This window comes from Arthrobacter sp. ISL-65, assembly GCF_018613795.1.
Lineage (GTDB): Bacteria > Actinomycetota > Actinomycetes > Actinomycetales > Micrococcaceae > Arthrobacter.
The window spans coordinates 1-18,395 of record NZ_JAGGPN010000022.1; the positions used below are offsets into that span (position 1 = coordinate 1).

Here is an 18,395-nt window from a genome sequence, read left to right on the forward strand (position 1 = left end):
CCACGAGAACCCGGCCGGCATTGTCCTGACCCGCCAGAACATCCCCACCTACGAGCGTGGCGAGGGCGCGGCCGAGGGTGACACCTTCGGCTCGACCGCAGGCGTCGCCAAGGGCGGATACATCCTGGCTGAGGCGTCCAAGGACGGCAAGACCGTGGACGCGCAGGTCATCCTGATCGGCACCGGCTCGGAAGTGCAGCTGGCCGTCCAGGCCCGCGAAGCACTGCAGGCCGAAGGCATCGCAGCCCGCGTGGTTTCCATGCCGTGTGTCGAGTGGTTCAACAAGCAGGACGCCGCCTACCGCGAGGCAGTCCTGCCTGCAGCGGTCAAGGCCCGCGTTTCAGTTGAAGCCGGCCTGTCGCAGGGCTGGCGCGAGTTCGTCGGCGACGCCGGCCGCTCCGTCAGCCTCGAGCACTACGGCGCATCCGCCGACTACAAGCGCCTGTTCCAGGAATTCGGCATCACGGCAGAGGCTGTTGCCGCCGCCGCCAAGGATTCCCTCGCCGGACTCCAGTCCTGACAGCACCCCACAGTTCAAGGAGATTAGAAATGACTAGCACTCCCACCCAGCAGCTTTCCGACGCCGGAGTTTCCATCTGGCTCGATGACCTCTCCCGGGGCCGTCTGAAGACCGGCACGCTGCAGAAGCTGATCGAAGAGAAGAACGTTGTGGGTGTCACCACGAACCCCAGCATCTTCCACGCCGCCATCACCTCCGGCACGGACTACGACGCCACCATCGCGGCTCAGGCAGCTGCCGGCGCCTCCATCGAAGAGACCATCTTCGAGATCACGACGACGGACGTCGCCGATGCCTGCGACCTCTTCGCCCCGGTCGCTGCGGCGACCAAGGGCGTGGACGGCCGCGTCTCCATCGAGGTGGACCCCCGCCTCGCCTGGGACACCGCAGGCACCATCGCTGAAGCAAAGCACCTTTACAAGAAGGTCAACCGCGACAACGTCCACATCAAGATCCCCGCCACCCTTGAGGGCCTGGAAGCCATCACGGCAACCCTGGCCGAGGGCATCAGCGTCAACGTGACTCTGATCTTCTCGCTGGAACGCTACCGCGCCGTCATCAACGCCTTCCAGAGCGGCCTGGAGCAGGCCAAGGACAACGGCCACGACCTGTCCACGATCCACTCCGTCGCCTCATTCTTCGTCTCCCGCGTGGACACCGAAATCGACAAGCGCCTGGACGCGATCGGCACCGACGAAGCCAGGGCCCTCAAGGGCAAGGCCGGCGTTGCCAACGCTCGCCTCGCCTACCAGGTTTACGAAGAGCTGTTCTCCACCGAGCGCTGGGCCGTGCTCGCCGAAGCCGGCGCGCTGCCGCAGCGTCCGCTCTGGGCTTCCACCGGTGTGAAGGACCCGGCTTACCCCGACACCCTCTACGTCACCGAGCTCGTTGCTCCGCACGTCGTGAACACCATGCCGGAGAAGACCCTGGACGCCACATTCGATCACGGCGTGGTCACGGGCGACACCGTCACCAACGGCTACGATGAAGCGAACGCCACCCTCAACGCCCTTGATGCCCTCGGTGTGTCCTACAACGAGGTGGTTGCCCTGCTGGAATCCGAAGGCCTGGACAAGTTTGTTGCCAGCTGGAAGGAACTCCTGGCAGACGTTGAAGGCGCCCTCGCCACCGCACGGAAGGCTTCCTAACCCAACATGAGCACACTCAGCTACGACGCCACCGGTTCCGCCCGGAAGGCTCTTGAGCAGCACCTGCCCGCCCTCGTGGAAGATCGCGTGGCCACCCGGATCTTCGCCAAGGACCACACCCTGTGGGGTCCCGATGCGGAAGCCGAGTCGGCAATCCGCCTTGGCTGGGTCGAGGCGGCCACCGTCTCCCGGCCCCTGGTGGACGGCATCCTGGAACTCCGCGATGCCCTGAAAGCGGAGGGTGTTACCCGCATTGCCCTCTGCGGCATGGGCGGCTCCTCGCTTGCTCCCGAAGTCATCGCCGGCACCGCTGGCGTCGAGCTGACTGTGCTGGACAGCACCGATCCCGAACAGATCGGTGCTGCCCTCGCGGACCGCCTCGCTGAAACCGCGATCGTGGTTTCCTCGAAATCCGGTTCAACCCTGGAAACCGATTCGCAGCGGCGGATCTTCGAACACGCCTTCACCGAGGCCGGTCTCGATGCGAAGAGCCGGATCATCGTGGTCACGGATCCCGGGTCCCCGCTGGACAAGGCCTCACGCGAGGCCGGCTACCGCGCAGTCTTTAACGCGGACCCGAACGTGGGCGGCCGCTACTCGGCGCTGACGGCCTTCGGGCTCGTCCCGTCCGGCCTGGCCGGCGTGGACATCGCGGCCCTGCTGGACGAGGCTGAAGAAGCCGCAGAGATCCTTAACGAGGACGCTCCCGAGAACATCGGGCTGGTCCTGGGCGCCGCCCTGGGCGGCACCAACCCGCTGCGCGACAAGATCGTCATCGCGGAGGACGGCTCCGGCATCGTGGGATTCGCTGACTGGGCCGAACAGCTCATCGCTGAATCCACGGGCAAGCTCGGCACCGGCGTCCTGCCGGTTGTGGCCGGCCCGGATGCCCCGGAAGTCACTTCCGGCGCTGAAGACATCCTGGTGGTCCGCCTCGTCAGCACGGATACCAACGTCGAACTGGGCGAGAACGAAGTTGCCATTGCCGGCGGCCTCGCCTCGCAGATGATGGTGTGGGAATTCGCCACCGCTGTGGCCGGGCGCCTCCTGGGCATCAACCCGTTTGACCAGCCCGACGTCGAAGCCGCCAAGGTGGCCGCCCGCGGACTGCTGGACGCCCAGCCGGAGCCGACGCCCGCCAATTTCACCGACGGTGCCATCGAGGTGCGCGGTGGCGAGTGGCTCGGCGACGCGACCACCGCAGCAGCCGCGGTCTCTGCACTGCTGGCACAGCTGGGCAGTGACGGGTACCTGAGCGTCCAGGCCTACTTCGACCGCCTGGCCTACGCACAGCTCGAGGGCGTCCGGGACGAACTCGCTGCCGTGAGCGGCCGACCGGTCACCTTCGGCTGGGGGCCCCGCTTCCTCCACTCCACCGGCCAGTTCCACAAGGGCGGCCCCGCCATCGGCGTATTCCTGCAGGTCACTGCGGCGTCGGCCCAGGACCTCGCTATTCCGGAGCGTCCGTTCACCTTCGGTGAGCTGATCGCCGCCCAAGCCGCCGGCGACGCCCAGGTGCTCAGCGAGCACGGCCGGCCCGTCCTGCGCCTGCACCTCACCGACCGCGCAGCGGGTGTCGCCCAGCTGCAGGAGATCGTTTCGTCGCTTGCCGGCAAGGCCGCGTCCGCCACTGAGAGCTAAGGCACTGAATAAACCATGCCAGATACTTTGAATGGCAGAAGGTCAGCGGTCCGGTCCGGGAATCCTTTGCGGGATCCGCGGGACCGGCGGTTGAACCGGATTGCCGGGCCGTCCTCGCTTGTGCTCTTCGGAGTCACGGGGGATCTGGCCCGTAAGAAGCTCATGCCTGCCGTGTATGACCTTGCCAACCGTGGCCTGTTGCCGCCGAGTTTCGCTTTGGTGGGTTTCGGCCGGCGGGACTGGGACAACGAGGATTTCGCGGCGGAGGTGAAGGACGCGGTGAAGTCCTATGCCAGGACGCCGTTTGATGAGGCGGTCTGGAACCAGCTCTCCGAGGGCATCCGCTTCGTGCAGGGCGCGTTCGACGACGATGCCGCGTTTGAGCGGCTCGGCGAGACGATCAGGGAACTCGACGGGAACCGCGGTACCCGCGGGAACCACGCGTTCTACCTCTCGATCCCGCCGAAGGCGTTCGAGCAGGTCTGCCGGCAGCTGTCCAAGCACGGCCTGGCGCAGGCCGAGGGTGAGAAGTGGCGCCGCGTGGTGATCGAGAAGCCGTTCGGGCACGACCTCGAGTCCGCCCGGCAGCTGAACGGCATCGTGGAGTCGGTGTTCCCGCAGGACGCGGTGTTCCGGATCGACCACTACCTGGGCAAGGAAACGGTGCAGAACATCCTGGCGCTGCGGTTCGCGAACCAGCTGTTCGAGCCGCTGTGGAACGCGAACTACGTGGACCACGTGCAGATCACCATGGCCGAGGACATCGGCACCGGCGGCCGGGCCGGGTATTACGACGGTGTGGGCGCGGCCCGGGACGTGATCCAGAACCACCTGCTGCAGCTGCTGGCGTTGACGGCGATGGAGGAGCCGATTTCCTTCAACGCCGATGACCTGCGGGCGGAGAAGGAAAAGGTCCTCGCCGCCGTGAGGCTCCCGGAGGACCTGTCCACGCATTCGGCCCGGGGGCAGTTCGCCGGCGGCTGGCAGGGCGGGGAGCAGGTGCAGGGGTACCTGGAGGAGGAGGGCATCCCGGCCGATTCCACCACCGAAACCTACGCCGCGATCCGGGTGGACATCAACACCCGCCGCTGGAACGGGGTGCCGTTCTACCTGCGCGCCGGGAAACGGCTGGGCCGGCGGGTCACGGAGATCGCGGTGGTGTTCAAGCGGGCACCGAACCTGCTCTTCCGTGACCACGGCGATGATGATTTCGGGCAGAACGCGGTGGTGATCCGGGTCCAGCCCGATGAAGGCGCGACGATCCGGTTCGGGTCCAAGGTCCCCGGCACCCAGATGGAAGTGAGGGACGTGACCATGGACTTCGGCTACGGGCACTCGTTCACCGAGTCCAGCCCCGAAGCCTACGAGCGGCTGATCCTGGACGTGCTCCTGGGTGAGCCGCCGCTGTTCCCGCGGCACGAGGAAGTGGAGCTGTCCTGGAAGATCCTGGACCCCTTCGAAGAGTACTGGGCCGGGCTGGGTGAACAGCCCGAGCCGTACGCGCCCGGCAGCTGGGGCCCGGCCTCGGCCGATGAGCTGCTAGCCCGCGACGGACGCACCTGGAGAAGGCCATGATCGTAGACCTGCCCAACACCACCACCTCCACCGTTTCCAAGAAGATCCAGTCCCTGCGCGAGCAGGGCGGGGTGATCGCGCTCGGCCGGGTCCTGACCCTCGTGGTGGTCACCAAATCCGGGCTCGAGGAAGAAGCGATCGAGGCCGCCAACGAGGCCAGCCGGGAACACCCCTGCCGGATCATCGTGCTCGCCGACGCCGGCTCAGCGGCGCCGAACCGGCTCGACGCGCAGATCCGGGTCGGCGGGGACGCCGGCGCCTCGGAGGTCATCGTGCTGCGCGGTTTCGGGGAACTCGCCGAGGAATCCGAGTCCCTCGTCGCCGCGCTGCTGCTGCCCGACGCCCCGATCGTGGCCTGGTGGCCGCACGGGGCACCCAAGAACGCGTCCGAAACCTCGATCGGACGGATCGCGCACCGCCGGATCACCGACTCGGCGAACGAGGCCGAACCCCAGGTCGCGCTGGAAAACATCCGCAACACCTACAAGGCCGGCGACACCGACCTCGCCTGGACCCGGCTGACGAACTGGCGCATCCAGCTCGCCGCCGTCCTGGACCAGGCCGACACCTCGCCCGTGACCGCCGTCGCGGTCGAAGGCGCCTCGGACTCGCCCAGCACCATCCTGCTCGCAGCCTGGCTGACTCTGTCCCTGGACGCCCCCGTCACGATCGTCGCGGACCCCGCAGGCACCGGCATCCGCCGGGTCCGGCTCACCCGGACCAGCGGCGACGTCCAGCTCTTCCGCCCCGGCCTCTCCATCGCCGAACTCACCCAGCCCGGCCAACCCGCACAACGCATCTCCCTCCCACGACGCAGCCTCCGCGACTGCCTCGCAGAAGAACTCCGCCGCCTCGACCCCGACGAGGTTTTCGGCGAAGTGATTACTATTGGACTGCCACGTACCAATCTAAGGAGTGTCCGTCCCAGTGAGCGCTGAGCCCAGAGTAAGCATCCATCCTGACTCTTCCGTCCTCATGGCCGCTATTGCGGCCCGACTGATCACCAAGCTCGTGGATGTGCAGGACCGATTCGGTGAAGCAACAGTGGTGCTTACCGGCGGCACGGTGGGCATCGGAACGCTGAAGGCAGTAGCCGACTCCCCTGCCGCCCCCGCGGTGGACTGGGCCAAAGTGAACTTCTGGTGGGGCGACGAACGCTTCGTCGGCTCCCAGGACCAGGACCGCAACGCGCTCCAGGCCCAGGAAGCACTCCTGAAGCACATCAACGTTGATCCCGAGCGCGTCCACGTGCCCGGCTCGACGGATGACTTTGAAACGCCGGAACAGGCTGCAGAGGACTACGCACAACGCCTCAGTGATGCGGCAGCGGCCGAGCATGCCGCGGATGCTTCGGACGACCGTCCCGAGGAGCCCGGCCGGCTTCCCCGGTTCGACGTCGTCCTGCTCGGTGTGGGCCCGGACGCGCACGTTGCGTCCCTGTTCCCGGAACAGGGCGGCATCCGCGAGAAGCAACTGACTGTGGTGGGGGTCCGCAACTCCCCCAAGCCGCCGCCCGGGCGCATTTCCCTGACCCTGCCGGCCATCAACACCTCCGCGGAGGTGTGGATGGTGGTCGCAGGCGAGGACAAGGCTGGCGCGGTGGGGCTGGCCCTGGCCGGGGCCAACCCCGTGCAGGTGCCCGCGGCCGGGCCAGCAGGCCGGTCCCGGACGCTGTGGCTAATCGACGAAAACGCAGCCTCGCGCGTGCCCGAGCAGCTAGTCAGGAAGGCGCCGGCTGGCTCTTAGCCGCCGCAACGCTCCAGCCAGGACGTCTTCGGCGTCCTGGCTGGAGCGTCTTTCTTTAACGTAATCCAGATGACTTTTGAAGCCTTCTTCCTGGGCTTCGCCGGGCACCCCGGCACCGGGGTTGCGCGACGACAGCCGACCGCACTGGCGGCAGTCCCACACGTTCGGAATCTGGTCGTCCGGCATCTTAAGAAAAACAGGCCGCGTCTCGTGTCCCATGGCGCACCAATAGGAGACACAAATACGCGGCAGGGGCTCCCCGAGAGGATCATCCCCCTGGTTTTTCAATCCGGCCCCTTGAATGACACCCACGCGGGTGCCGCGGAATCCTGAAGAGGAATGCAATATGGGAACTCCCTCGCTACTAATGGCGGCGCTGCCGTTAGATCCGGTAGCCACAGTCTAGTCCGCAGTTCCGCCTGGCGGCAGGAAAAAGCCCGGCCCAATCAGGAACGGATCCTGATCGGGCCGGGCTTTTCGTGGCACTTGGCTGCGACAGCGTTAGGAGTCAGCCACACCTGTGAAGCGCATCAGGAGGCCAAGGGCGATGATGACGACGCCCCAGGTGACACCGAGGATGATGGTGAACCTGTTGAGGTTGCGCTCAGCGACACCGGACGAGGACAGCCCTGAGCTCATTCCGCCGCCGAACATGTCCGACAGGCCGCCGCCGCGTCCCTTATGGAGCAGGATGAGCAGGGTCAGCAGAAGGCTGGTAATGCCCAGCAGGATCTGCAGAATCACATGAAGAACGTCCACGACGGCCTTTCCAAAGTTGGTGGATGCGGGAGCGTGCCAAATGAACGGACTAGTCCGTTACGAGGTGGCTCTCGAACTTCACAATATTAGCAAACTCAGCGGGATCAAGGCTGGCACCGCCCACCAGCACGCCATCGACGTCGCGTTCCTTGAGGATGGCGGCGGCGTTACTGGCCTTGACCGAACCGCCGTACAGCAGGCGGACCTTGCCGGCCACGTCGGCGTCGAACAGTTCGGTGAGTTCGGCACGGATAGCGGCGCACATTTCCTGGGCGTCCTCCGGGCCTGCCACCTCACCGGTGCCGATAGCCCAGACAGGCTCATAGGCGACGACGAGCTCGGCGGCCTGCTCGGCGGTGAGGCCTTCGACGTTGGCCCGGAGCTGGTCCAGGGTGTGCTGGACGTGGGTGCCGGCCTGGCGGATCTCCAGGCCTTCACCGACGCACAGGACGGGGATGACATTGTGGCGGTAGGCCGCCTTGACCTTGGCATTCAGGACTTCGTCCGACTCAGCGTGGATGGTCCGGCGTTCGCTGTGGCCAACGAGGACGTACTTGCAGCCGAGCTTGTTCAGGAACTGGCCGGAGATGTCGCCGGTGTACGCACCGGAGTCGAACTGGGACAGGTCCTGGCCGCCGTAGGCGATGTCGAGTTCGTCGCCCTGGACGAGGGTCTGCACGCCGCGGAGGTCGGTGAAAGGCGGGAAGACAGCGGCTTCCACGCGGCTGTAGTCGTGCTTGGCGTCGGACAGTGTCCAGGCCAGCTTCTGCAGGAGGGTGATGCCCTGGACGTGGTCCATGTTCATCTTCCAGTTGCCTGCGATCAAAGGCGTGCGGTCAAAGGTGCCGTTGGTTGACGTAGTCACGTGTTCTCCAAAACTGCCGGTCAAATGTGCTGATCATGTGAACAGCCGGCAGGGCGCCTTCGCGGTGCGAAAGGTGCCCTGCCGGCTGGTGTGTCTTTAGCGGTCCAGAACGCTCAGGCCGGGAAGTTCCTTGCCCTCAAGGTATTCCAGGCTGGCGCCGCCGCCGGTGGAAATATGTCCGAACTGGTCATCGGCGAAGCCGAGGGTGCGGACCGCAGCCGCGGAGTCACCACCGCCGACGACGGTGAACGCGTCCGTCTCCGTCAGCGCCTGGGCGATGGCCCGGGTGCCTGCGGAGAAGGCCTCGAACTCGAAGACGCCCATGGGACCGTTCCAGAACACCGTCTTGGCGCCCTTGATCTGCTCGGCGAACGCCCGGGCAGACTCGGGTCCGATGTCCAGGCCGATGCCCTGCGCACCGAAGCTGCTGCCTTCGATGGCCTCGGCGCTGACCGTTTCGTGGTCGGCGTCGGCGGCAAACTTGGCTGCCACCACGACGTCCGTGGGGATCACGAATTCGGTGCCGGCGTCGGCTGCGCGCTTGAGGTAGTCCTGGACGACCGGGATCTGGTCCTCTTCCAGCAGGCTGCCGGCCACCTTGTGGCCCTCGGCTGCCAGGAACGTGAACAGCATGCCGCCGCCGACCAGGATGGTGTCAGCCTTGCCGAGCAGGTTGTCGATGACTGCGAGCTTGTCCGAAACCTTCGAACCGCCGAGGACCACAACGTAGGGACGCTGGGTGTCTGCGGTCAGCTTGCGGAGGACTTCCACCTCGGTGCACACAAGGTCGCCGAGGTACGACGGGAGCCGGGTGGCGACGTCGTAAACGCTGGCGTGCTTACGGTGGACGGCGCCAAAGGCGTCGTTCACAAAAGCACCGTTTTCACCGGTGAGTCCCACCAGTTCGTCGGCGAACGCGCCACGCTCGGCCTCGTCCTTGCTGGTCTCGCGTGCGTCGAACCGCACATTCTCGAGCACCAGCACCTGGCCGTCCTGCAGCGCAGCTGCCTGCTCCTTGGCAGAGGACCCCACCGTGTCCTCCGCGAGGGAGACAGGGAAGGAAGCCAGCTCGGCCAGGCGGGCAACCGCCGGCTTGAGCGAGTACTTGTCTTCAGGGGCGCCCTTGGGGCGGCCGAGGTGGGCTGTTACCAGCACGCGGGCACCGGCGTCCGTGAGCTTTCCCAGCACTGGCAGTGAGGCCCGGATGCGGCCGTCGTCAGTCACTGTAGAGCCGTCGAGCGGCACATTCAGGTCACTTCGTACCAGAATGTACCGCCCGCGGACACCTTCAGCGATCAGTTCGTTGAGGGTGTGAGATGTCATGTAGCTAACCCTAGCCCAGCTTTGCCGCGACAAGCTCCGTGAGGTCCACGAGGCGGTTCGAGTAGCCCCATTCGTTGTCATACCACGAAACAACCTTGACCTGGTTGCCAATAACCTTGGTCAAACCGGAGTCAAAGATGGACGAGGCGGGGTCGCCGACGATGTCCGAGGAGACGATCGGGGCGTCGGTGTAGGTCAGGATGCCCTGCCACTCATCGGACTCTGCAGCCTTCTTGAGCGCGGCGTTGACCTCTTCCACGGTGGTCTCGCGGGAGACCGTGACGGTGAGGTCGGTGGCGGAACCCGTGGGGACCGGAACGCGGATGGCGTAGCCGTCCAGCTTGCCCTTGAGCTCCGGCAGGACCAGGCCGATGGCCTTGGCGGCACCGGTGGAGGTGGGAACCATGTTGATGGCGGCGGCACGTGCACGGCGGAGGTCGTTGTGCGGGCCGTCCTGCAGGTTCTGGTCGGCGGTGTACGCGTGAACAGTGGTCATCAGGCCACGCTCAATGCCGAAGGTGTCGTTGACAACCTTGGCCAGCGGGCCGAGGCAGTTGGTGGTGCAGGAAGCGTTGGAGATGATGTGGTGGTTCTCGGGGTCGTAGAGGCCGTCGTTGACGCCCATCACGATGGTGATGTCCTCGTCCGAGGCGGGGGCGGAGATCAGGACCTTCTTGGCGCCGGCCTCGATGTGCTTCTTGGCGGCAGCTGCCTTGGTGAAGAAACCGGTGGACTCGATGACGATGTCAACGCCCAGCTCCTTCCAGGGGAGGTTGGCGGGGTCGCGCTCGGCCAGGACCTTGATCGCGTTCCCGTTGACGACCAGGTTGCCTTCCTTGACCTCGATGGTTTCGGCCAGGCGTCCGCCTACGGAATCGTACTTGAGCAGGTGGGCCAGCGCCTCGGGGCTGGTGAGGTCGTTGACAGCAACGATCTCAAGGTCCGCACCCTGAGCAAGTGCAGCGCGGAAGTAGTTGCGGCCGATGCGGCCGAAGCCGTTAATACCAATACGGGTGGTCACTTTTTGTCTCCTTTGTGCCTTGGAAGCACAACTAGTTAAGCGGGCGTTCAAGCCAACTAACAGATCCCGCACGCCATTGGGCAGAGATATTTTTCAGATCGGAGGGCGACCAGCCTCATTGCTGAAGGCTAACCGCCTTCCGTGATCCATCTTACGTTTAAGTAGGTCTGCCCCCGCAAGTGCGGGGGCAGACCGTCCAGAATTCGGCCCTAAAGTGGCCGAATGTGAAGTTTGTTACTGCTTTATGTACGCGGGATCACACTTAGAGGGTAATGAGGCCCGTTGCGTTGGCGCGTGCCGCGGCGAAGCGTGCGGACACGTCGGCCCAGTTGACGATGTTCCAGAACGCCTTGACGTAGTCGGCCTTGACGTTGACGTAGTCCAGGTAAAAGGCGTGCTCCCACATGTCCAGCATCAGCAGCGGGGTGGTGCCCAGCGCGACGTTGCCCTGCTGGTCGTAGAGCTGCTCAATGACGAGGTTGCCACCGATGGGCTCGTAGGCCAGGAAGCCCCAGCCGGAACCCTGCAGGCCGAGTGCAGCTGCGGAGAACTGGGCGCGGAAGGCATCGAACGAACCGAAGGCGTCGTCGATGGCGGCGGCGAGCTCACCTTCAGGCTTGTCGCCTCCGTCCGGGGAGAGGTTGTTCCAGAACACGGAGTGGTTGACGTGGCCGCCGGTGTGGAAAGCCAGGTCCTTGGAAAGGCGGTTGATGTTGGCGAAGTCGCCCTTTTCGCGTGCCTCGGCCAGCTGGGCCAGCGCGTTGTTGGCGCCCGTCACGTACGCGGCGTGGTGCTTGCTGTGGTGCAGCTCCATGATCCGTGCAGAGATGTGGGGCTCGAGCGCTGCGTAGTCGTAGCTGAGTTCGGGCAGAACGTACTCGGTCACAAAATCCTCCAATGTCGTGGACAGTTTGTCCGGTTTTGCTAACTCTGGGATTGTGCATCCCGGATGACGGGTCATCCGGAAAACTCCGATGCCGGCAACAGCCGCCACCTGGTCTTGATTCTATGGGCGCCGTTACTCGTCCAGCATTTCCGGCGTCACATTGGCATCCGTGCCCGGGATGCCAAGATCCGAGGCGCGTTTGTCCGCCATGGCCAGCAGCCGGCGGATGCGTCCGGCGATGGCGTCTTTCGTCATGGGCGGATCGGCGAGCCGGCCAAGTTCGTCGAGGCTGGCCTGCTTGTGGGCCACCCGGAGTTCACCCGCATATTTGAGGTGGTCCGGAACGTCGTCGCCGAGGATCTCCAGGGCCCGGTCCACCCGGGCGCCGGCGGCCACGGCGGCTTGCGCGGACCGGCGGAGGTTGGCGTCATCGAAGTTGGCGAGGCGGTTCGCGGTGGCCCGCACTTCCTTGCGCATGCGCCGCTCTTCCCAGACCATGAGTGCGTCGTGGGCGCCCATCCGGGTGAGCAGCGCGGCGATGGTGTCGCCGTCGCGGATCACCACACGGTCCACTCCCCTGACTTCCCGGGCCTTGGCCTGTATCCCCAGCCGCCGGGCCGCGCCGACCAGCGCGAGGGCGGATTCCGGACCAGGGCAGGTGACCTCCATGGACGAGGACCGGCCGGGTTCCGTGAGAGAGCCGTGCGCCAGGAAGGCGCCCCGCCACACCGCCTCGGCGTCAGCGGCTGAGCCGTTGACGACGACGGACGGCAGCCCTCGCACGGGCCGTCCCCGGCCGTCAAGGAGGCCGGTCTGCCGCGCCAGTGCCTCGCCGTCGCGGACGACGCGGACCACGTAACGGCTGCCGCGGCGCAGTCCGCTGCCGGAGACGACGATGATCTCGCTCTGGTGCCCGTAGACCTCGGCTATTGCAGCGCGCAGGCGCCGGGCGGTGGAGGCAAGATCCACCTCGGCCTCGATGACGATCCGGCCCGAGATGATGTGCAGTCCCCCGGCGAAGCGGAGCATGGCCGAGACCTCAGCCTTGCGGACTGATGATTTCTTGATGTCCAGGCGGGAGAGTTCTTCCTTGACTGATGCTGTCAGTGCCATGGCACCTTTCCTAACTATTCCCGAAAATATCCTGGTAGGCCGTAGCCAGCCGCAAGGGGTCGTGGACCGGTCGCCGGCCCGAAGCCCCTACTCTACCCAAGACAACCTCGGCGCCGATCATCCCTGCTGCCCGTTCAAACTCGGCCAGGTCCGAAACGGAGGCCGGGTCCGCGAGCACCACGTCCGCGCTGAACTCGGGCGCGTAGTCGCGCAGGGTGTGAAGGTGGTCGGCGGCGGACATGCCGGAGGTTTCCTTGGTGTCCATGGCGAGGTTCATGGTGAGGCAGCGCTTGGCCGGCGTATCGCAGAGCGCCTGCCGCATTTCCGGAAGCAGCAGATGCGGGAGCACGGAGGTGTACCAGGAGCCGGGGCCCAGCACCACCCAGTCGGCAAGCTCGACGGCGGTCAGGGCCTCAACGCAGGCCGGAGCCTGCTCGGGAAGCAGCCGGACGCTCTCCAGCGAACCCGCAACGGCACAGCGCGCCTGGCCCGTGATGGTGGTGACCGTGCTGCTGCCGTCGGGGGCGGTCACGCGGACATCGCCCTCGATGGTAAGCGGAACGGTGGACATGGGCAGAACCTGTCCGCGGGCGCCGAGCAGCGCACCGGCCCATTTCAGGCCGGCCACCGCATCCCCCAGCAGTTCCCAGAGCGTGACGATCAGCAGGTTGCCCATGGCGTGCTCGTCCAGGGAAGCGCCGCCGCGGGCGGACCGGAACCGGTGCTGCATGACGTCGCGCCAGGTGCGGCCCCAGTCGGTGTCATCGCAGAGGGCGGAAAGGGCCATCCGGAGATCACCGGGCGGAAGGACGCCGTACTCCTCGCGGAGACGGCCGGAGGACCCGCCGTCGTCCGCCACGGTAACCACCGCTGTCAGTTCGGAAGTAAGCAGCCGCAGTGCCGAGAGGGAGGCCGAAAGGCCGTGGCCGCCGCCGAGCGCGACGACGGTGGGTCCCTTGGCCTGTTGGGAACCGGTCAGGCCGGCCGGCGGAATCAGGGGCAGCGGGCCGGTAAGAACGCCCATTACTCGCGGCCCAGGTCCCGGTGCGTCGTGGTCACGGTAACCCGCGGATATTGCGCGAGCCGCTTGGAGAGCTCCATGGCGACCGCCACCGAGCGGTGCTTTCCGCCGGTGCATCCGACGGCGATGGTGGCGTAGTGCTTGTTCTCCCGGCGGTAGCCCTCCATGACAGGTTCCAGGGCGAGGACATACCGTTCCACAAAGTTGGGCACACCCTCGGCCCCAAGGACGTACTCGCTGACGTCCTGGTCAAGGCCAGTGTGCGGCCGGAGCGCTGGCACCCAGTGCGGATTCGGGATGAACCTGACGTCAGCCACATAGTTGGCGTCAACGGGAAGACCGTATTTGAAGCCGAAGCTCATGATGTTCAGGCGGATCGCGATGGGACCGGTTTCGGTGAACAGTTCGGTGATCGCGGTGGCGAGCCCGTGCACGTTCAGGGACGATGTGTCCAAAACGAGGTCCGAGGAGTCGCGCAGCTCCTTGAGGAGCTCACGTTCGGCGGCGATGCCGTCCAGGATCCTGCCGCCGCCCTGCAGCGGGTGCGGGCGCCGGCCCTGTTCGAAGCGGCGGACCAGGACGTCGTCGCTGGCGTCGAGGAACAGCACACGGAAGGTGACGCCGCTGACTTCGAGGGCACGGAGCGCGGCGCGGATGTCGGCGAACAGCGCCTTGCTGCGCACGTCCATCACCACGGCAAGTTTGGGAATGGACTGCGGGGCGTGGGACACGAGTTCAGCCAGAGTCCCCAGCATCTGCGGCGGCAGGTTCTCGACGACGTACCAGCCGTGGTCCTCCAGCGCATCGGAGGCGGTGCTGCGGCCCGCGCCGGACATCCCGGTCACGATGAGCAGCTCCGCTTCGGCGGGCTTGACCGGTGTCAGGCCGTCCTCTTCCGTGCTGGACTCCGCCGTCGACTCTGCCATTGATTCCAGCCTCATTCCTGCTGTTGCTTCCCGCGTGCAGTTTCTGCGCGGGTTGCTGTTTGCGGCACACGCCGATTTCCCGTACTTACCCTAACCAAGTTTCGGGGCGCGGGCTAAGTTTCCAGCACTTCCCCGGTGGTCATGTTGATCGCCGGAACGGACTCGTCCGAGTCACCGCCTGCGCCGCCCGGACTGAAGTGGGTGACGATGGCCGCGGCCAGTGCCGGCCCGACACCCTTGGCCTCGGTCAGTTCCTCCGCCGATGCCGCCTTGATCTTCTTGACGGAGCCAAAGTGGGCGAGCAGGGCCTTCCGCTTGGAATCGCCCAGCCCGGGTACGCCGTCGAGGGCTGAGACGGTCATCGCCTTGCCGCGCTTTTGCCGGTGGAAGGAGATGGCGAAGCGGTGCGCCTCGTCTCGGATGCGCTGCAGCATGTAGAGGCCCTGCGAGGAGCGGGGCAGGATGACCGGAAAGTCGCTGTCCGGCAGCCAGACCTCCTCGAGGCGCTTGGCGAGCCCGACGACGTAGACGTCGTCGACGCCCAGCGCCTCGAGTGCCCGGGCAGCCGCGTTCACCTGGGGCTTGCCGCCGTCCACCACCACGAGGTTGGGCGGGTAGGCGAATTTCGCGCGCGGCGCCGGCGTGGTGGTGTCGGACAGTGCAGCGTCCGCCGTTGCGGCGCCTGGTGCCGCCCCGTTGGCACCGGAACCGGCTGGGGCCGCCCCGTTGGCACCGAAACCGGCCGCGGCCGCCGGGGCCGGGGCCGCCGGCGTCGCAACCAGTTCGGCGGCTTCAACCTGGGCCGTCTTGTCCACGAGGTAGTGCCGGAAGCGCCGCGTCAGGACGTCATGCATGGCGGCGGTATCGTCCGTGGCCGCGGCCCCGGTGATGGAGAACTTACGGTAATCGGATTTCTTGGGCAGCCCGTCCTCCACCACCACCATGGACGCCACCACGTTGGTGCCCTGGACGTGGGAGACGTCGTAGCATTCGATGCGCAACAGCGGAACGGGGAGCTCCAGCGCCTCCTGAAGTTCCTGCAGGGCCTGCGACCGCACGGTCAGGTCGCCGGCCCGGCGGGTTTTGTGGAGCCGGAGTGCGTGTTCGGCATTCTCACGGACCGTGGACATGAGGGCGGCCTTGTCCCCGCGCTGCGGAACGCGAATGTCTACCTTGGCGCCGCGGATGCCGCCGAGCCACACTGCCAGGTCCTGCGCATTGCTCGGCTCGACAGGCACCAGGACCTCGCGGGGAAGCCGGCCCTGGATCTCGGCGTCCTCGCCGTAGACCTGCTGCAGGAGGTGTTCGACGAGGTCGGGGGTGGTGAAGTCCTCCACCTTCTCGACCACCCAGCCGCGCTGGCCGCGGACCCGTCCGCCCCGGACGTGGAACACCTGGACGGCCGCTTCGAGCTCGTCCTCGTGCAGGGCGAAAACGTCGGCGTCCGTGTCCTCGGCGAGCACCACGGCGTTCCGCTCGAAGACCTTCCGGAGGGCGGTGATGTCGTCACGAAGCCTGGCGGCGCGTTCGTAGTCAAGGATGGCGACGGCGGCCCCCATCTCCTTTTCGAGCCGGGCGATGAACCGCTTGGCCTCGCCTCCCATGAAGGCGCAGAAGTCCTCGGCCAGGGCGCGGTGTTCCTCGGGGGTGACGCGCCCGACGCAGGGGGCCGAGCATTTGTCGATGTAGCCCAGCAGGCAGGGCCGGCCGCTGGCCTGGGCACGCTTCAGCACGCCCGCGCTGCAACTCCGTACGGGAAAGACCCGCAGCAGGGTGTCCATGGTCTCCCGGATGGCTCCGGCCGTGTAGGGGCCAAAGTACCGCGTGCCCTTCCGCCGCTCGCCGCGCATGACCTGCACGCGCGGCAGCTTCTCGCCCATGGTGACGGCGAGGTACGGATACGTCTTGTCGTCCCGGAAAACCACGTTGAACCGCGGCTTGAATTCCTTGATCCAGGTGAATTCCAACTGGAGGGATTCCAGCTCGCTGCCCACCACCGTCCACTCGACGCTGCTGGCCGCGTGCACCATGGCGTGGGTCTTGGGCAGCAGCCCTGCCGGGTTCGCGAAGTACGAATTCAGGCGTGACCGGAGGTTCTTGGCCTTGCCGACGTAGATAACCCGCCCATGGGGATCCCTGAACCTGTAAACACCCGGATTGGTCGGAATCTCGCCCGTCTGGGGTCTATAACTTGATGGATCTGCCACGATTCCAGTCTACTGAGCTGAGGGGCTGCGGATTGCCGCCAGCCGTTCCAAGGGAGCGGCTGAAGCGCCGGACCGGCTCGCGGGCGACCGGTCTACTCGATGACCTTGCTCTGGTTGTAGCTGGTGGAGCGTTCCTGGCCGCTGAGTTCGGCGATGGCGTCCATGATCCGGTCGGTCACCTGCCGCCGGGCGGGGAGGGAATGATCCGGGCCGGTCTTGTCGAAGTAGATCGGCTCGCCCACCTTCATGATGAAGTGCTGGGGTTTAACTGCGTTGCGGCCAGCGGGCTGCAGCTTCTCAGTGCCGATCAGTCCCACCGGGATCACCGGGGCGCCGGTGGTGAGGGCCAGCCAGCCGACGCCGGTCCGGCCGCGGTACAGGATTCCGTCGCGGGACCGGGTGCCCTCGGGGTAGATGCCGATGCCCCTGCCGTCCTCGAGGATGTCCAGCAGTGTCCTGAGGGCCTGCACGCTCGCGGCCTGTTCCCCGCGTTCGACCGGAATGGAACCGACTGCCTCGAAGAAGGACTTCATCACGCGGCCCTTGATGCCTTTGGTGGTGAAGTACTCCGCCTTGGCAAAGAACGCGACGGGCCGCGGCATGAGTGCCTGGACAATCACGCTGTCCAGAAAGGAGAGGTGGTTCGGTGCCACAATGAACGGCCCGTCCTTGGGAACATTCTCCAGCCCGATCACCGTGGGCCGGCAGCTGCCGGAGATGAGGGTCCGCGTCGTCCAGCGGACGCCGTCAAACAGCTCCATCGTTGCGCACCTCGCTCAGGGCTGCGGCCCGGACGTTCTCCAGCTCCTCGACTTTGGCACGCAGGCCGGCGGTGTCGTGCACCACCGCCACAGCTCCCGCTGCCTCCAATTCGCCGTCGGGCGCAAAACCCCAGCTGACGCCGATGCAGTCGAGTCCGTTGGCCAACGCTCCGGCCACATCCTGCGCACGGTCGCCCACCATCACGGCGTGCTGCGTGCCGAGGTCCGTCATGGCAGCGGCGATGATGCCGGTCTTGCCGACCGGACCGGCTGCAGCCGCGGTCTCGTCTGCGGCTGACCCCCTGATGGCGCGGAACCGGCCAGCAATCTTGTGGTGTTGAAGCACCAGCTGGGCAAGGCCTTCAGGCTTTTGCGTCGCCACAGCTACGGGCCGCCCTGCTTCCACGTAGCCATCCAGCAGGTCGACGATGCCCGGGTACAGGCGGCTCTGGGAGATGCCGAAGTCCAGGTAATGCATCCGGTACGTCCGAATGACAGCCTTGAGCATGGCTGGCGGAACAGCCGCGACATTCAGCAGGGAGTCGCTCAGCTTGGGACCCACCATCGCGTCTAGAAGGTCCTGGCTCGGGACAGGAAGGCCATGTTCCGTGAGGGCCGCGGCAATTCCGTCTGTTATCCCGCCGGCCGGATCGACAAGAGTGCCGTCCAGGTCGAAGATCACGGGCACTGTTGTTGAAGTCACCGGCTTAGTTTCTCACGATGGCACGCCTGCTCAAACTCGTATGCCCTCCGTGGAATACTTCCGCTCGTAATTGGAGTTTTTGTCCACGTGGCGTGACTTCCGAGGGGTTTAGCGCCCAATATCTGTACAAAAACTCCAATGAAACGCAGACGACGGCGGCCCGCCAGTTAATCTGGCGGG

The 18,395-nt window shown here is 66.1% G+C and carries 18 protein-coding genes; 6 read left to right on the forward strand and 12 right to left on the reverse strand.

All coding sequences use genetic code 11. From position 1 onward, the window contains the following. The 6 genes from J7I85_RS10410 to pgl all read left to right on the forward strand — a co-directional run. On the forward strand, nucleotides 1-520 hold a 520-nt coding region (locus tag J7I85_RS10410), incomplete at its 5' end, for a transketolase C-terminal domain-containing protein (protein ID WP_285289565.1). A gap of 29 nt (nucleotides 521-549) precedes the next feature. Further along, nucleotides 550-1,668 (forward strand): transaldolase, encoded by a 1,119-nt coding sequence (tal, locus tag J7I85_RS10415; protein ID WP_214851392.1) that lies wholly within the window; start codon nucleotides 550-552, stop codon nucleotides 1,666-1,668. A 6-nt stretch (nucleotides 1,669-1,674) separates the two neighbouring features. After that, nucleotides 1,675-3,309: a glucose-6-phosphate isomerase gene (locus J7I85_RS10420; protein ID WP_214851394.1), complete on the forward strand. Its 1,635-nt coding sequence runs from the start codon at nucleotides 1,675-1,677 to the stop codon at nucleotides 3,307-3,309. 15 nt (nucleotides 3,310-3,324) lie between these two features. Beyond that, a complete protein-coding gene (gene zwf, locus J7I85_RS10425) occupies nucleotides 3,325-4,884 on the forward strand; it encodes a glucose-6-phosphate dehydrogenase (protein WP_214851396.1) in 1,560 nt (519 codons plus the stop codon). Continuing rightward, nucleotides 4,881-5,822, forward strand: a complete 942-nt coding sequence (locus J7I85_RS10430) for a glucose-6-phosphate dehydrogenase assembly protein OpcA (protein WP_214851397.1) — start codon at nucleotides 4,881-4,883, stop codon at nucleotides 5,820-5,822. Before zwf ends, J7I85_RS10430 begins: the two co-directional genes overlap by 4 nt. Continuing rightward, entirely contained in the window at nucleotides 5,812-6,630 is an 819-nt protein-coding gene (pgl, locus tag J7I85_RS10435) for a 6-phosphogluconolactonase (RefSeq protein ID WP_214851405.1), read from the forward strand. The genes J7I85_RS10430 and pgl overlap by 11 nt, the downstream gene beginning before the upstream one ends. Here pgl and J7I85_RS10440 read toward each other — a convergent pair. From J7I85_RS10440 to J7I85_RS10495, 12 genes are all read right to left on the reverse strand, one after another. Next, entirely contained in the window at nucleotides 6,601-7,029 is a 429-nt protein-coding gene (locus tag J7I85_RS10440) for an RNA polymerase-binding protein RbpA (protein WP_308159446.1), read from the reverse strand. The two genes, pgl and J7I85_RS10440, sit on opposite strands and share 30 nt — an antisense overlap. A 102-nt stretch (nucleotides 7,030-7,131) precedes the next feature. Continuing rightward, nucleotides 7,132-7,389, reverse strand: a complete 258-nt coding sequence (secG, locus tag J7I85_RS10445) for a preprotein translocase subunit SecG (RefSeq protein WP_003805565.1) — start codon at nucleotides 7,387-7,389, stop codon at nucleotides 7,132-7,134. Nucleotides 7,390-7,438: 49 nt separating this feature from the next. Next, complete coding sequence (tpiA, locus tag J7I85_RS10450) at nucleotides 7,439-8,254, reverse strand: triose-phosphate isomerase (protein WP_214851406.1); 816 nt, start codon at nucleotides 8,252-8,254, stop codon at nucleotides 7,439-7,441. A gap of 96 nt (nucleotides 8,255-8,350) precedes the next feature. Then, nucleotides 8,351-9,577 carry a phosphoglycerate kinase gene (gene pgk / locus J7I85_RS10455; RefSeq protein WP_214851408.1) on the reverse strand — a complete coding sequence of 409 codons (1,227 nt, stop codon included), beginning with the start codon at nucleotides 9,575-9,577 and terminating at the stop codon, nucleotides 8,351-8,353. A 10-nt stretch (nucleotides 9,578-9,587) separates the two neighbouring features. Next, on the reverse strand, nucleotides 9,588-10,598 hold the full coding sequence (gene gap / locus J7I85_RS10460) for a type I glyceraldehyde-3-phosphate dehydrogenase (RefSeq protein ID WP_214851416.1): 1,011 nt from the start codon (nucleotides 10,596-10,598) through the stop codon (nucleotides 9,588-9,590). Between the two features lie 262 nt (nucleotides 10,599-10,860). Beyond that, complete coding sequence (locus tag J7I85_RS10465) at nucleotides 10,861-11,484, reverse strand: superoxide dismutase (protein WP_076803204.1); 624 nt, start codon at nucleotides 11,482-11,484, stop codon at nucleotides 10,861-10,863. A gap of 132 nt (nucleotides 11,485-11,616) precedes the next feature. Beyond that, entirely contained in the window at nucleotides 11,617-12,597 is a 981-nt protein-coding gene (whiA, locus tag J7I85_RS10470; RefSeq protein WP_003805560.1) for a DNA-binding protein WhiA, read from the reverse strand. 10 nt (nucleotides 12,598-12,607) lie between these two features. Then, a complete protein-coding gene (gene yvcK / locus J7I85_RS10475; protein ID WP_214851424.1) occupies nucleotides 12,608-13,621 on the reverse strand; it encodes a uridine diphosphate-N-acetylglucosamine-binding protein YvcK in 1,014 nt (337 codons plus the stop codon). Next, nucleotides 13,621-14,544, reverse strand: a complete 924-nt coding sequence (gene rapZ / locus J7I85_RS10480) for an RNase adapter RapZ (RefSeq protein WP_214851427.1) — start codon at nucleotides 14,542-14,544, stop codon at nucleotides 13,621-13,623. The genes yvcK and rapZ overlap by 1 nt, the downstream gene beginning before the upstream one ends. Before the next feature lie 113 nt (nucleotides 14,545-14,657). Continuing rightward, nucleotides 14,658-16,751 carry an excinuclease ABC subunit UvrC gene (uvrC, locus tag J7I85_RS10485; protein WP_214851429.1) on the reverse strand — a complete coding sequence of 698 codons (2,094 nt, stop codon included), beginning with the start codon at nucleotides 16,749-16,751 and terminating at the stop codon, nucleotides 14,658-14,660. A 92-nt stretch (nucleotides 16,752-16,843) separates the two neighbouring features. Beyond that, entirely contained in the window at nucleotides 16,844-17,512 is a 669-nt protein-coding gene (locus J7I85_RS10490; protein ID WP_214851431.1) for a 1-acyl-sn-glycerol-3-phosphate acyltransferase, read from the reverse strand. Beyond that, nucleotides 17,499-18,215, reverse strand: a complete 717-nt coding sequence (locus J7I85_RS10495; RefSeq protein WP_214851433.1) for an HAD hydrolase-like protein — start codon at nucleotides 18,213-18,215, stop codon at nucleotides 17,499-17,501. Before J7I85_RS10495 ends, J7I85_RS10490 begins: the two co-directional genes overlap by 14 nt. Nucleotides 18,216-18,395 lie beyond the last annotated feature (180 nt).